The sequence below is a fragment of the Desertivirga brevis genome (assembly GCF_017355835.1).
On the sequence record NZ_JAFEWF010000013.1, the window covers coordinates 1 to 13,947 of the forward strand.

Below are 13,947 nucleotides of genomic sequence, written 5' to 3' on the forward strand. Positions count from 1 at the left end.
GTAGGATAACCGTAGTTATCAAAAATAGTACGGATGTCTTCGATTAATGTTAGTCCGTCAGTTGAGATATCGTCTAAACGACCAATAAAAGGAGACACATAAGTTGCACCCGCTTTAGCAGCTAATAAAGCCTGACCAGCAGAGAATATAAGCGTACAGTTTGTTTTAATGCCTTTTTCAGTGAAATACTTAATTGCTTTTACGCCATCTTTTATCATTGGAACCTTCACCACAATACGTTCGTGAAGTTTAGCCAGAGCTTCACCTTCAGCAATAATCTCTTCAAAAGTGGTAGAAATTACTTCTGCACTTACATCACCATCTGTAATTTCACAGATAGCTTTGTAATGATTAATTACATTTTCTTCACCAGTGATTCCTTCTTTAGCCATTAAGCTTGGGTTAGTGGTAACACCATCTAAAACACCTAAATCATGCGCTTCTTTAATTTGAGCGAGGTTAGCGGTATCGATAAAAAATTTCATAATTTGAGTATATATAATATGAATTGTCTCTTTGACACTTATAATTGATTGCGCTAAGATACAGAATTGAAATTCAGAAAGAAATATTTTTTAATTATTAAATCTTTAAGACTTTCCATAATTGTATCATTCCAGCTAAACACTACATAATCAGACCAATAAGCAACAGTGCAAACGTTGGCATAAAGAAACATTTATTTTCATTCATTAGCAAATTAAATTTAAATCTTTATGCGTGTAAATTTTATGCAACCGATTGCATAACTCTTACAAATTTATCTATTTTTAGCAGTTGAAGCATTGATACTGCCGAGGTAAAGAATGTAATTAATAGTTCATGGCAAAGGAAATTACTATTTATGATATTGCAGAGAAACTCAATCTCTCAGCTGCCACGGTAAGTCGCGGATTGAAGAATTATCGTACAATTAGTGAGTCGACCAGAAAGCGGATCATGGACACCGCTAGAGAAATGGGATATCGCTCCAACACTTTCGCAAGTAATTTGCGGTTGCAACGGACCAATACAATCGGCGTTATTGTGCCCCGTCTCAATAGCAATTTCATGTCGGATGTAATTGCAGGTATAGAAAAGGCAGCAAATAAAGCGGGTTACAATCTTATTATTAGTCAATCACTAGAAACTACGAAAAAAGAGGCTGAAAATGTAGCTACAATGTTTAATAGCAGGGTTGACGGTCTGCTTGTTTCGCTCGCTTATGATACTGCAAACACTAGGCATTTCGAACAATTTATTAACAAGGGAATTCCAGTCATCTTCTTTGATCGTGTTATCCAACACGCTATATGCCCCGGCATTACTATAAACAACTTCAATGCTGGCTATGAGGCAACTAGTCATTTGATTTTTCAGAACTGCAAGCGTATTCTGCATATCTCGGGGGATCAGACAGGGAATGTTTACAAGGATCGCTTAAATGGATACAAAAAAGCCTTGGAAGACCATGGGCTTGTCTTTGATGAAGCGCTTGTGGTTATTAATAAGCTTAGCTTTGAAGATGGCACCAAAACAGCGTCTGATATTTTGCGGATGCAGCAAAAGCCAGATGGAGTCTTTGCAGCAAATGACTCCTGTGCTATTGCTTGTATGCTTGAATTAAAAAAAGCAGGAGTAAGGATTCCGGAAGAAATAGCCTTTGTTGGATTTAATAATGACCCGGTGGCCCTGGTTATAGAACCGCAGCTAAGCACCATTAATTACCCGGGAGAAGAAATGGGAGAGCATGCCGCAAACGTACTCTTCTCTCATCTTAATAATACTAAGGATACTCCACCTGAACACGACCTACTGCTCAAACATGAACTTATTGTAAGAGGATCCTCTGCCAGAGCTATTACAACATAAAATAAACATGATATTAAAAATCCAATATAAACACAGATGATACAGCAAGATCAGAAAATAGCTATCGTTACCGGAGGAGCATCCGGAATTGGCTTAGCCATCGCTAAAGAATTTGTAGCAAATAATATCTTCACTATAATCATTGGACGGGATCAATCAAAGCTTGACAATGCCAAACAATTGCTTGGAGATTTATGTGGGACCATCTCGTTTGATTTGGGGAAACTTGAGGGAATACCAGCACTGGTAGAAAGAATTGTGGATGAATATGGAAAAATAGACATTCTGGTAAACAATGCAGGAATAAATATGAAAAAAGAATTCAGCGAGGTTACCGACCAGGATTTTATGAGCATTATTCAAACTAACTTACTTTCAGTTTTTGCTGTATCAAGAGAGGTTGTAAAAGCTATGACCCCTCGTCAGTCTGGTTGTATTATCAACATTAGTTCAATGGCGGCGCAATACGGCATCCCTAAAGTAATTGCTTACACAGCGTCTAAAACAGCGCTTGACGGGATGACAAAAGCTATGGCAGTAGAATTATCGCCAAAAGGCATCCGGATCAACTCAATAGCGCCAGGATTTATTGCAACCGACATGTCGGCAAAAGCCTTAGATTCTGATCCGGAAAGGAAAAACAAAGTGATGTCGAGAACGCCAATGGGCTATATGGGCGAACCAAAAGATATTGGAACTACTGCAGTTTTCCTTGCATCTGAAGGAGCTAAATATATAACCGGCACAATCATCCCTGTTGATGGAGGAAATTCAGTAGGGTTTTAATCAGTCAACGAACTTATCGAATATAATATGTTAATGGAACAAACAATGCGCTGGTTCGGCCCAAACGATCCGGTTGGCTTACGGGATATAAAACAGGCAGGATGTACGGGGGTAGTAACAGCTTTACACCATATTCCTGTAGGTGATATCTGGACAGTTGAGGAAATACGAAAAAGACTGGAAATCGTCAAAGCTGCGGGCTTGACATGGACAGTTATCGAAAGTTTACCTGTTCATGAGGACATCAAAAAACATTCTGGCAACTATAAGCAACTTATAGAGAACTACAAACAAAGCTTGAGAAATGTAGCCAGTTGTGGCTTGAAGGTGGTAACTTATAATTTCATGCCCTTGCTCGACTGGATGCGGACAAATTTGAGTTATACTTTGGAAGATGGAAGCAAAGCGCTATACTTTGAAAAATCAGCCTTTATAGCCTTTGATCTTTTTCTATTAAAACGCCCTGGCGCAGAAGCCGACTACACTGCAGAAGAAATTTCTAAAGCAGAAAAGCGGTTTCAACAAATGGACGAAGCCGAGAAGGCGAGCTTATTTAATACGTCTTTACAGGCTTTGCCTGGCAGTGATGAACCTTTCACAGTTGAAGAGGTACTGACAGCTCTTAAAACATATGAAGGTATTAGTCGCGAACAACTAAAAGAGCACCTTTACTATTTCTTAAAAGAAGTTGCTCCTGTTGCTGAAGAAAACGGCCTTCAATTAGCCATTCATCCAGACGATCCGCCCTTTAGTATCCTTGGCCTGCCAAGAATACTGAACACGGAAGAAGACGCCCAGGCAATTATTGATGCTGTCCCTAGTCCCGCCAACGGGTTGTGCTTCTGCACCGGATCATTTGGAGCAAGGGCTGATAATGATCTTCCAGGCATTGTGAAACGATTGGGCGATCGAATTCACTTTCTTCACCTGCGCAGTACTCAACGCGATGAGGAGGGTAATTTCTACGAGGCGAACCATCTGGAAGGCAATGCCAACATGTACGAGGTAGTAAAGGAGATTGTGTTGCTAAGCAGACGGAAGAAAGTGTCTATTCCTATGCGTCCGGACCATGGGCATCAGATGCTGGATGATCTACATAAAACTACTTACCCAGGATATTCTGCTATTGGTCGCTTAAAAGGTTTAGCCGAACTAAGAGGACTGGAAATGGGAATAAACCTGTCAATTTAATTCTCCTGCAGATCGAACTTTAAAAGTGCGATCTGCATCCCATTTAAGATCAACCCAAGAACTGAAAACTACAATTACCAGGCAAACTAATTAGACTTTGCGACAAAAAGTTTTTTATGTTTGTATTATGTACTTCTTCAGGAAAAAAGATCCAAACAGACCTCAAAGCTTCAACCTGAAAGTGATGCATTTTATAAATGCTACCGCTATTATTGTATTCCTACTGGGAATTATATATAAGGTTGTTGAGTGGGTGTTCTTTAAATAATTTCCCATAAATTAAGAAGTCTAGTTTATCTCAATCTGATTATGAAGCAAATCATTAATACTACTAAAGCCCCTGCTCCTATTGGTCCGTATAGCCAGGCAATCCTTACTAACGGAACACTTTATGTTTCCGGACAGATTGCCATTAATCCCGAGACAAATGAACTTGTAGTTGACTCTGTTCAGAACGAAACTTCACAAGTGTTGGAAAATGTCCGTGCAATTCTTACCGAAGCGGGTTTTACTTTTAACGATGTAGTGAAGGCTACAATATTTTTGAGTGACATGAGCCTCTTTCCTATTGTTAATGAGTTGTATGGATCTTGCTTTACGTCTACTTACCCTGCAAGAGAAACGGTAGCTGTAGCTGGTCTTCCTAAGGGGGTAAATGTTGAAATTTCTGTAATAGCAACGAAAGATTAGTTTTTAACTGAAATTTTCCCTGTTCTTGGCAAATCATACTCTAATAACTCCCATTGAATATCTGAAAGGTGTTGGGCCAAAAAGAGGAGAAGTTATTAGAAAAGAACTAGGAATATTCTCTTACGAAGATTTAATCAACTATTTCCCATTCAGGTACGTTGACCGTACAAAGTTTTATAAAATACGGGAACTTAATTCAGACCTTCCTTCCGTTCAAGTCCTGGGAAGATTGGTATCAAAAGAACTGGTCGGCGAAAAGCGGGGCAAGCGGCTGGTTGCTACACTAAGGGACGATACAGGAATCATAGAGCTAATCTGGTTTCAGGGGATCAACTGGATTGAAAAGAGCTTAAATCCAGGAAACGTTTACATTGCCTTCGGGAAACCAAACGAGTTTAATGGAAAAATTTCAATAGCACACCCAGAGCTGGAAGTTTACAACCCTAATTCGCCAAAAGCTGGAAATCTAACCCTTCAGCCCGTATATAACTCCACCGAAAAGCTCAAGCAGTTTTCGTTGGATACTAAGGGAATTCAGAAACTTCAGGAAGCAGCTCTGGATATTGTTATTGGTGCGGTAGAGGAAACTTTGCCAGAATACATACTGACAAAATTCAAGCTTTTAACAAAAAGGGAAGCTCTCTTTAAAATTCATTTCCCTCCTGATGCCACCTTACTCGAGGCAGCAAGAAAACGCCTGAAGTTTGAGGAACTATTTTTCATTCAGCTTAAACTATTGAAGAATAAGCTGATAAGAAATCAACGTTTTAGAGGGCATATCTTTTCCCGGGTTGGAGAGAAGTTCAATACTTTTTACAAGGAAAAGCTTCCTTTTAATCTAACTAATGCCCAAAAACGGGTAATTAAAGAGATCAGACAAGATACGCAGAAAGGTCATCAGATGAACCGCCTGATTCAGGGTGATGTGGGAAGCGGAAAAACTGCTGTCGCTCTGGTTAGTATGCTTTTTGCTATCGACAATGATTTTCAGGCCTGTATGATGGCTCCAACTGAGATTCTTGCTCAGCAGCACTATCAATCAGTGAAGAGCTTGGTGGGAGACGATTTTATTAATGTTGCATTACTAACAGGCTCAACCCCTAAAAAAGAGCGGAAGGTGATTCACCAGAGCCTTTTGGAGGGATCCCTCGACATTCTTATTGGAACTCATGCTTTGCTGGAAGACGAGGTTCAATTCAAAAACCTTGGATTGGCAGTGATCGATGAGCAACACCGCTTCGGAGTTCAGCAGCGGGCCAGATTATGGAAGAAAAATACAGTACCTCCACATATTCTTGTAATGACCGCCACCCCCATACCAAGAACTTTGGCGATGACCCTGTATGGTGATTTGGATGTATCGGTGATTGACGAGTTACCAGCTGGAAGAAAGCCAATCAAAACAATTCATCTATTTGAAAATCAACGGTTGAGAATGTTTGGGTTAATACGGCAGGAGATTGCTAAGGGCAGACAGGTTTACGTAGTTTATCCTTTAATTAAAGAAAGTGAAAAGCTTGACCTATTACACTTGGAGGCGGGGATAGAGGCTATTACACGGGAATTTCCTCTGCCGGACTATAGGATCAGCGTTGTGCATGGAAAACTGAAACCAGCAGACAAAGATTTTGAAATGCAACGCTTTGTAAAGGGGGAAACACAAATAATGGTAGCTACTACCGTAATTGAGGTGGGTGTAAATGTTCCTAATGCGAGTGTGATGATCATAGAGAACTCAGAACGATTCGGGTTATCCCAGTTACATCAGTTGAGGGGCCGTGTTGGCCGGGGAGCAGAACAGTCATACTGTATCCTGATGAGCAGTAATAAGCTGAGCAGGGAGGGTAAGGTTCGCCTGGAGACAATGGTAAGGAGCAATGATGGATTTGAAATTTCTGAAATAGACCTTCAATTGAGGGGGCCCGGCGATATTGAGGGAACGCAACAAAGTGGGGTATTAGACCTTAAGATAGCCGACCTGGCCCAGGATCAAAAGATCTTACAGGCAGCCAGAGAGGAGGTGATTCAGATCTTTGAAGAAGACCCGGAACTGGCAAATGAGAAGAACCGGTTACTACGAGAACATTTCCTGAAAAAAGACAGAGCAATTACATGGAATAATATATCCTGAAGCAAGTTTAAGTTTAGATTTGCGATCTTGACTCATATAACGAATACTAGTGGAGACAGATAGTAATACCAGGATTAAAAAAGACCCTTATATATCCCTCAGATACCCCGAATTCAGAGCCTACCTAGGAGTTCGATTTTTTCTCACCTTCGCATATCAGATACAAGCTGTAGTAATAGGATGGTATCTATATAATCTTACTAAAGACCCTCTTTCATTAGGAATGATAGGCCTTGCAGAAGCTATTCCTTCGATAGGCATTGCCTTGTATGGAGGTTACGTGGCAGATAAATCCGAAAAAACGGGAATGCTTAAATGGATATTAACTGCAATGTTTTTCTCTTCGCTGGTTATATATCTGATCACCTTACCAACGACTGCTTCCTATATTAATGGTAAACAGGTTGTACTTATCATATACCTGATGATATTTGTGATAGGTATCGCCCGCGGATTTATGGCTCCAACAGTCTTTTCGCTGATGGCAGCTATTATCCCAAGAGAACATTATCCGAATTCTTCTACATGGAATAGTACATCCTGGCAAATTGCCACGATTGCAGGTCCTGCAGCAGGAGGTTTAATGTACGCTGGAGTAGGTGTTTCAACTACATTCCTTGTTATTCTCATTCTCTTAGCTGTCTCGTTTTGCTGCGTTATGTTCTTAAAAAAACATCCTGCCCAATTTGTACCTAAGGAGAGCATTACAAAAAGCCTAACAGAAGGAATACGATTTGTTTTTAATAGCAGAATGATGCTCGGAGCTATGAGCCTTGACTTATTCTCAGTCTTCTTTGGAGGTGCAGTTGCATTGATACCTGTACTGGCAAAGGAAGTCTTGAATCTGGGTGCTGAGCAATTCGGATTAATGAGAGCTGCACCTGCAGTGGGCGCAGTTTTAACGATGCTGATTATGACAAGATACCCTCCAATGAATAAACCCTGGAGAAACCTGTTGATCGCCGTTACTGGATTTGGCCTTTCAATTATAGGTTATGGTTTATCACGCAATTTTTATCTCACCCTATTTTTCCTATTTTTTGAAGGTGCATTCGATTCGGTTAGCGTGATTATTCGCTCAACCATTATGCAACTGCTTACGCCCGATGAAATGAGAGGAAGGGTATCGTCAGTGAATTCAATGTTTATAGGTTCTTCAAACGAATTAGGCGCATTCGAATCTGGACTATCAGCAAGACTTTTAGGAACAGTTCCTGCGATCGTATTTGGTGGAAGTGTTACACTTTTGGTTGTGTCAATTACTTACTTAAAAACGAAGAAGCTACTCCCATTAGGGGTAAAGGAAATACATGCGGGGTAAAGAATACTGACTATTTAGCTTAAATAAAAAGAGCGGCTCCATCCGGGCCGCTCTTCTTTTATAACTTGATTTCTTCTTCTTTGGAATTGAGGAAATGAAATTCTGTTAAATAATAGGATGGTATCGCCTTAACCTTTATCCATTTACCATAGTTAAAGTACCATCTCATCTGTTTTGAAATAAAGCCTCTCTTTATGTAAGCCTCAATATAAGGGTGTACACAAAGAACAATGTTCTTCTCGTTTTGCTCTTTCAAAATGTAATCGAGGTTATTTTCGATATCATCCATCAGCACAATACTAGCTTTGATTTCACCCGTCCCATCGCAGGCGGGGCATTTTTCATTTGTGACAATGTTCATCTCCGGACGAACACGTTGTCTTGTTATCTGAACCAGTCCGAACTTACTCGGAGGCAGGATAGTGTGCTTAGCACGGTCAAGAGACATCTGCTCTCGTAAGTAATCAAATAACTCCTTCCGGTTGGTTGGCTTGTGCATATCGATAAAATCGATCACTACAATTCCCCCCATGTCTCGCAGCCGGAGCTGACGTGCAATTTCTCGAGCTGCTTCCTTATTCACCTGCAGAGCATTCTCTTCCTGGTTTTCGGGATTAGCTGTTCTGTTACCACTGTTTACGTCCACCACATGAAGTGCTTCGGTATGTTCTATCACCAAGTACGCACCGCCTGGAAGGTTAACAGTTTTGCCAAAAGCAGCCTTTATTTGTTTCTCAATTCCAAAGTGTTCAAATATCGGTTCGCGGTGTTTATAAAGCTTAACAATCCGCTCCAGCTCCGGAGAGATATCCTGAACATACGTTCTAATCTCTTCGTAAATGTTAGTATCATTAACATGAATGTTGGTGAAATCCGCGTTCAGAATATCCCTTAAAATTGTGGATGCTCTGCCCATTTCACCTAATATCTTTTTAGAAGGCTCTGTCTTGTCTAAGCGGGTACTAAAAGTCTCCCAGCGGGCAATCAGATCGAGCAGGTCTTTTTGTAATTCCTCTACTCCTTTTCCTTCAGAAACCGTCCGGATGATTACTCCGAAGTTCCTTGGTTTAATGCTTTCAACAATCTTTTTAAGTCGGCTACGCTCCGTACTACTTTTAATCTTTTTCGAAATGGATATGGTTTCGGAAAAAGGTACCAGCACTACGAACCTACCTGCAATAGATAGGTCTGAACTTAATCGAGGGCCTTTTGTTGAAATTGGTTCTTTGGCTATCTGCACCGGCAATAACATATTGCGGTTTAATACCTCGGAAATTTTACCGGATTTGTTTATGTCCTCCTCCGTTCTGAAACTATCCAGCAGCTTATCCTTGTAGCTGCCATTCTTTACTATCTTAGTCAGCTTTATCAGCGACTGAACCTGCGGCCCCAGGTCAAGATAATGCAAAAACGCATCCTTCTCGTAGCCAACGTCTACAAAAGCAGCGTTTAGCCCGGGCATGATCTTTTTAATCCGTCCGAGATAGATATCTCCAACGGCGTAATTATTGTTAATATGCTCGGTGTGAAGTTCTACGAGTTGCTTATCCTGTAGTAAAGCTATAGTCACCCCATTGGGGGTTGAATTAATAATTAATTCCTTTACCAATAGCTACTCAATTAGTGGCGGGGATCCGCCAAACGTACAACACCAGAATAATAAAACACAAGAACCCCCATGCTTAAGGCCTGGAGGTCTTATACGTTTTGAGTCAATAGTATGAGAGTTTTGAGAATATCCCTTTACTCTGCACTTCTAACTCCAAACTGATTATTTTTTCTTGTGTCTATTTTTTCTTAAACGTTTTTTACGTTTGTGAGTAGCCATTTTATGTCTTTTTCTTTTTTTACCGCTTGGCATAGCTTTTAAATTTTAAATGTTTTATAATTATTTAATTCTTAATTCTTGCAATTTCTTGTCAACCAGTCTATCCACAGATGGATCAGCTGCAAGTTCCTTACCTTTTGTATAAGCAGTTATTGCATTTTCTTTATCGCCCAAACTCTCATAAGCCATAGCAAGGTAAAGCCATGTTTCGGGTTTGGATTCTTTTGTAAGCACCGTTTTAAAACGACTAACTGCTTTATCAAACTGACCTGACTTCATTGAAAACAAGCCGAGGTTCATATTTGCACTTATATTTCCAGGGTCCTTTGCTACTACTTCACGAAGTAGTTGAATGCCCTGCATCGGATTGGGAGTACCACTTACATAAGCTACTCCAAGCCCAGTCTTTGCGTCAAGGCTTTCAGGCTCTTGTTCAATAGCCTTTTGATAGGCCCCAATCGCCTTCTGAACCAATGCCGGTTGAACTATTGAATCCTGCGTATTTTGGTACGCAGTTGTGAATAGATTGCCTGTTTTAATCCAGTCATCATATGACTTTGTAAACTTAGCAACCTCTTCGTAATATAAAGCTGCGGGAGCAGGAAGATTTACATCATCCCATTTCTGCGACAACTGCTTTTGCAATTCAAGCTTTTCCGATCCGGAAGCTGCCTTAAGCTTATTTTCCAGATCACTGATCTGCGCTGCAAGGTCACCGCTTAGTGTTTGCTTAGCTGATTCAGATATATTTTCTATGGAAAGTGTTTGAACTTGGGAAGCACCTTCGGCTGCTTCTCCTGCGTGTTGCCCCTCTTCTTTAACTAAACCTTTAATGTCTAACGAAAACAATAGCCCCATCAGCAAAGCCACCAATCCAATAACTGCTATTTGTTTTCCCTTTAACATCTAGTGTGCGTGTGTATGATTATGCTTCAGCGTTAGCTTCTGCCTCTGCTGCTGCAGCAGCTAATTTTGTAACGTTACCGTTTTTAACTTTCTCAACAAATACTTTTGCTGGTTTGAAACTTGGAACGAAATGTTCCGGAATAATGATAGCCGTATTTTTAGAAATGTTACGTGCTGTTTTAGTTGCCCTTTTCTTAACTACAAAGCTCCCAAAACCTCTAACGTACACATTTTCACCTTGTACCATTGAATTTTTCACCACTTTAAAAAACGCTTCTATCGCTTCTTGTACATCTAACTTCTCTATACCAGTTTTACCTGAGATCTCTGCGATAATTTCTGCCTTAGTCATGTCTTATTGAGTTAAACTATTTCGTAAACACTTAATTGTTTTGGGGTTGCAAAAGTATTGCTTTAAATCGAATTCATAAAATAAACTCAATTTTTTTTTGAGAGCGCCGTTTTAGTGGTGGCTTTTTACCTTTGTAAATTGCTTTATACCTAACGGAGATAGATGAGTTTCATTGCTGAAATAATTGGTTGGTACGAGAACAATAAGCGAGACCTTCCCTGGAGAAAAACAACTGATCCTTACGTGATCTGGCTTTCGGAGATCATCCTACAGCAAACCCGAGTAGACCAGGGAATGCCCTATTTTAATCGCTTTGCTGAAAGATTTCCAACAGTTGCTGACTTCGCTGAAGCTCAGGAAGATGAGATATTAAAATTATGGCAGGGACTGGGTTATTACTCCCGTGGCCGCAACATGCACAAGACGGCACAAATGGTAATGGAAGAGTACGGCGGATACTTCCCTAAACGATACGATGAGCTAGTCAAATTGAAAGGGATTGGCGAATATACCGCCGCCGCTATTTCATCCTTTTCAGCAAATGAAGCGAAAGCAGTGGTAGATGGAAATGTCTTCCGTGTGCTCGCCCGATATTTTGGTATTGAAGAACCTATAAACTCATCAAAAGCAAAAAAAATCTTTACAGACCTTGCCAATGAAGTAATTGATAAAATGCAGCCGGGTCTAAGCAATCAAGCATTAATGGAATTTGGGTCGCTACAATGCAGGCCTAAAAACCCGCATTGTGAAACATGCCCTTTAAAACTCTCATGTGAAGCCCTCAAAAAAGGATTAATAAACCAGCTACCTGTAAAGCTTAAAAAATTGCAGGTTAAAAACCGGTATTTCAATTATTTGATCTGCACGAAAGGAGATAAGGTTCTATTTAACAAACGAGGGCCAAATGATATTTGGGAGAATTTGCACGAGTTCCCTCTTATTGAAACAGACACACCTGTTGATTCAATTGACCTCGTAAACTCCGAAAAATTCCAGAGTTTTTTTGGAAAAAGATCTGCATTAACAGGACAATACGGCCCTGTCAGACACCTTTTGAGTCACCAAAAGTTGCATGTGAATTACTTATTCATTGAAGATTTTGAAGAGCATTTCAAAGACCAGAACAATTGGTTTTACGCAGATATTGGATCAATTGAGCAATTTGCTGTGTCGAAGATCATTTTTTCTTTCTTGAATAAATTTCCTACCTTGAGAAGATCTTAAATCTAAATCTAATGTCAGGAGTAAACAAAGTTATTCTGGTTGGACATTTGGGAAAAGATCCCGAAATCCGCCACCTCGAAGGAAACACATCAGTAGCAACTTTCACCTTAGCGACATCAGAGTCCTACACCAACAAACAAGGACAGAGGGTTGAACAGACCGAATGGCACAACATTGTTGCGTGGAGAGGACTTGCAGAGATTGCTGCCAAGTATCTTCAAAAAGGAAAACAAGTGTATGTAGAGGGAAAAATCAGAACCAGGTCGTACGACGACAAGGATGGAAACAAGAGGTATGTTACTGAAATCATTGCTGAAAACATGACTCTGTTGGGTAAAAAAGAAGGTGAAAACAATTCCGCCCCTTCACAAGCAGGCCAGCAGCGGCAGGACGAGTTAAGTAATATTCATAACTCAGTTAATGATGACCTTCCTTTTTAAAGCCGTTTAAGACCTTCCAGCACTAAGCCATGTAGAAATCTATGTGGCTTTTTTCATTTTTCATTAGAAAGATAGTCTCATATTCAGCACCTTAGTTGATCCATTCCCTCCTCCTTAACTCTATATCATTCCACTTACAATCTCTGCAAAGAAAAAGCAAATTCCTCTTCTGTAATTTCTTGACTCACAAATGAATAAAAAATTTTATTTCAACTTGTAATACTTATTTTTTTATCAATACTTTTGCATCGTTTTAAACTATTTATTGCACTGTAAGTCAAAGACAGAAAATGAACGTATCAATTTTAAATATCACAACAGCGGAACAGCCCAAAAGTGGCTCTGTATGCGTTCTGGTACGTCCACGATTCAGTGACAAACTTATCTTTCGTCCCCGACGACCGTTCATGCCTAGATTTTGATTTCTAATTTGGCAGCCCTTTTGATGTACCGTTTCGGTAAAATATTAATTAACAATTTTTCTGGCACCTTAAAGACAACTAATAAAGTCTTATTCCGTATAAGCGGATTTTGAAAAAATGAACGTAAACGATTTCTCTATAGTAGTAGCATCTGAGGCGCATACAGGTTATGCAGAACAGATTTGTGATGAAATGGCTGAATCGGCAAAAGCTCGGGGAACCGGTATTGCGCGTCGTAGCCCACAGTATGTAGCAGATAAAATGCGAGAAGGAAAGGCCGTTATTGCTTTGCATAATGATGGTACCTGGGCAGGATTTTGCTATATAGAGACCTGGAGCCATGAGCAGTTTGTGGCTAACTCGGGCTTGATCGTTAATCCCGCTTTTCGTAAGGCGGGACTAGCAAAGGCTATCAAGAAAAGAATTTTTGAGCTTTCAAGAGAAAAATATCCCGACGCTAAGATCTTTGGACTGACTACTGGACTGGCTGTTATGAAAATTAACTCAGAGCTAGGCTATGAGCCTGTAACCTATTCCGAACTTACGCAGGATGATAATTTTTGGAAAGGATGCCAGAGCTGTGTGAACTACGAGATCTTAACGATGAAAGGTCGGAAAAACTGCCTTTGTACCGCCATGCTCTACGATCCTGTTGAAAAACAACAACAGGAGGAAGAGAAAGTTGGAACTGTGAAGGAGCAGGAAATGACCCACAAAGCAAATTTGCTAGAGCGCATTGAAAATTCAATTCGTCGTTCAGTAAAATCACTAGCATTTTTATCAACTCTTATCCCTTAAATAGAAT

General features: G+C 40.2%; 14 protein-coding genes. 10 read left to right on the plus strand and 4 right to left on the minus strand.

Annotated elements, in window-relative coordinates; all coding sequences use genetic code 11:
• A partial coding sequence (locus J4N25_RS24000; protein WP_207424437.1) for a transaldolase family protein occupies positions 1-485 on the minus strand: 485 nt, incomplete at its 3' end.
• 337 nt (positions 486-822) lie between these two features.
• Here J4N25_RS24000 and J4N25_RS24005 point away from each other — a divergent pair.
• The 7 genes from J4N25_RS24005 (at position 823) to J4N25_RS24030 (ending at position 7,970) form a co-directional block, all read left to right on the plus strand.
• Positions 823-1,851: a LacI family DNA-binding transcriptional regulator gene (locus J4N25_RS24005; RefSeq protein ID WP_207424438.1), complete on the plus strand. Its 1,029-nt coding sequence runs from the start codon at positions 823-825 to the stop codon at positions 1,849-1,851.
• 36 nt (positions 1,852-1,887) lie between these two features.
• Positions 1,888-2,637: an SDR family NAD(P)-dependent oxidoreductase gene (locus J4N25_RS24010; RefSeq protein WP_242696014.1), complete on the plus strand. Its 750-nt coding sequence runs from the start codon at positions 1,888-1,890 to the stop codon at positions 2,635-2,637.
• Positions 2,638-2,670: 33 nt separating this feature from the next.
• Entirely contained in the window at positions 2,671-3,828 is a 1,158-nt protein-coding gene (uxuA, locus tag J4N25_RS24015) for a mannonate dehydratase (protein ID WP_369410880.1), read from the plus strand.
• Between the two features lie 127 nt (positions 3,829-3,955).
• The gene (locus J4N25_RS27215) at positions 3,956-4,096 is read left to right on the plus strand and encodes a DUF6728 family protein (protein ID WP_369410881.1); all 141 of its coding nucleotides are present in this window, start codon (positions 3,956-3,958) and stop codon (positions 4,094-4,096) included.
• 41 nt (positions 4,097-4,137) lie between these two features.
• Positions 4,138-4,518, plus strand: coding sequence for a RidA family protein (locus tag J4N25_RS24020; RefSeq protein WP_207424440.1), 381 nt, complete (start codon positions 4,138-4,140; stop codon positions 4,516-4,518).
• A 25-nt stretch (positions 4,519-4,543) separates the two neighbouring features.
• Positions 4,544-6,649, plus strand: coding sequence for an ATP-dependent DNA helicase RecG (recG, locus tag J4N25_RS24025; RefSeq protein ID WP_207424441.1), 2,106 nt, complete (start codon positions 4,544-4,546; stop codon positions 6,647-6,649).
• Positions 6,650-6,698: 49 nt separating this feature from the next.
• Positions 6,699-7,970: an MFS transporter gene (locus J4N25_RS24030; protein ID WP_207424442.1), complete on the plus strand. Its 1,272-nt coding sequence runs from the start codon at positions 6,699-6,701 to the stop codon at positions 7,968-7,970.
• 58 nt (positions 7,971-8,028) lie between these two features.
• On the opposite strand, the gene J4N25_RS24035 is transcribed toward J4N25_RS24030, so the two are convergent.
• The 3 genes from J4N25_RS24035 to J4N25_RS24045 form a co-directional block, all read right to left on the minus strand.
• Positions 8,029-9,579, minus strand: coding sequence for an Rne/Rng family ribonuclease (locus tag J4N25_RS24035; RefSeq protein WP_207424443.1), 1,551 nt, complete (start codon positions 9,577-9,579; stop codon positions 8,029-8,031).
• A gap of 279 nt (positions 9,580-9,858) precedes the next feature.
• The gene (locus tag J4N25_RS24040) at positions 9,859-10,704 is read right to left on the minus strand and encodes a tetratricopeptide repeat protein (protein ID WP_207424444.1); all 846 of its coding nucleotides are present in this window, start codon (positions 10,702-10,704) and stop codon (positions 9,859-9,861) included.
• 19 nt (positions 10,705-10,723) lie between these two features.
• Positions 10,724-11,056, minus strand: coding sequence for an HU family DNA-binding protein (locus J4N25_RS24045; protein WP_207424445.1), 333 nt, complete (start codon positions 11,054-11,056; stop codon positions 10,724-10,726).
• A gap of 162 nt (positions 11,057-11,218) precedes the next feature.
• Between J4N25_RS24045 and mutY the strand changes: the two genes are divergently transcribed.
• The 3 genes from mutY (at position 11,219) to J4N25_RS24060 (ending at position 13,940) form a co-directional block, all read left to right on the plus strand.
• Positions 11,219-12,280 (plus strand): A/G-specific adenine glycosylase, encoded by a 1,062-nt coding sequence (gene mutY / locus J4N25_RS24050; protein ID WP_207424446.1) that lies wholly within the window; start codon positions 11,219-11,221, stop codon positions 12,278-12,280.
• An 11-nt stretch (positions 12,281-12,291) separates the two neighbouring features.
• Positions 12,292-12,720, plus strand: coding sequence for a single-stranded DNA-binding protein (locus tag J4N25_RS24055; RefSeq protein ID WP_207424447.1), 429 nt, complete (start codon positions 12,292-12,294; stop codon positions 12,718-12,720).
• 539 nt (positions 12,721-13,259) lie between these two features.
• Positions 13,260-13,940 (plus strand): GNAT family N-acetyltransferase, encoded by a 681-nt coding sequence (locus tag J4N25_RS24060; RefSeq protein ID WP_207424448.1) that lies wholly within the window; start codon positions 13,260-13,262, stop codon positions 13,938-13,940.
• The last annotated feature ends 7 nt before the right edge of the window (positions 13,941-13,947 follow it).

What these genes read in the sequence shown, in the direction of transcription:
- J4N25_RS24005 (WP_207424438.1), top strand. Translation starts at nt 823, where the DNA reads ATGGCAAAGGAAATTACTATTTATGATATTGCAGAGAAACTCAATCTC.
- J4N25_RS24010 (WP_242696014.1), top strand. Translation starts at nt 1,888, where the DNA reads ATGATACAGCAAGATCAGAAAATAGCTATCGTTACCGGAGGAGCATCC.
- uxuA (WP_369410880.1), top strand. Translation starts at nt 2,671, where the DNA reads ATGGAACAAACAATGCGCTGGTTCGGCCCAAACGATCCGGTTGGCTTA.
- J4N25_RS27215 (WP_369410881.1), top strand. Translation starts at nt 3,956, where the DNA reads ATGTACTTCTTCAGGAAAAAAGATCCAAACAGACCTCAAAGCTTCAAC.
- J4N25_RS24020 (WP_207424440.1), top strand. Translation starts at nt 4,138, where the DNA reads ATGAAGCAAATCATTAATACTACTAAAGCCCCTGCTCCTATTGGTCCG.
- J4N25_RS24040 (WP_207424444.1), bottom strand. Translation starts at nt 10,704, where the DNA reads ATGTTAAAGGGAAAACAAATAGCAGTTATTGGATTGGTGGCTTTGCTG.
- J4N25_RS24045 (WP_207424445.1), bottom strand. Translation starts at nt 11,056, where the DNA reads ATGACTAAGGCAGAAATTATCGCAGAGATCTCAGGTAAAACTGGTATA.
- mutY (WP_207424446.1), top strand. Translation starts at nt 11,219, where the DNA reads ATGAGTTTCATTGCTGAAATAATTGGTTGGTACGAGAACAATAAGCGA.
- J4N25_RS24055 (WP_207424447.1), top strand. Translation starts at nt 12,292, where the DNA reads ATGTCAGGAGTAAACAAAGTTATTCTGGTTGGACATTTGGGAAAAGAT.
- J4N25_RS24060 (WP_207424448.1), top strand. Translation starts at nt 13,260, where the DNA reads ATGAACGTAAACGATTTCTCTATAGTAGTAGCATCTGAGGCGCATACA.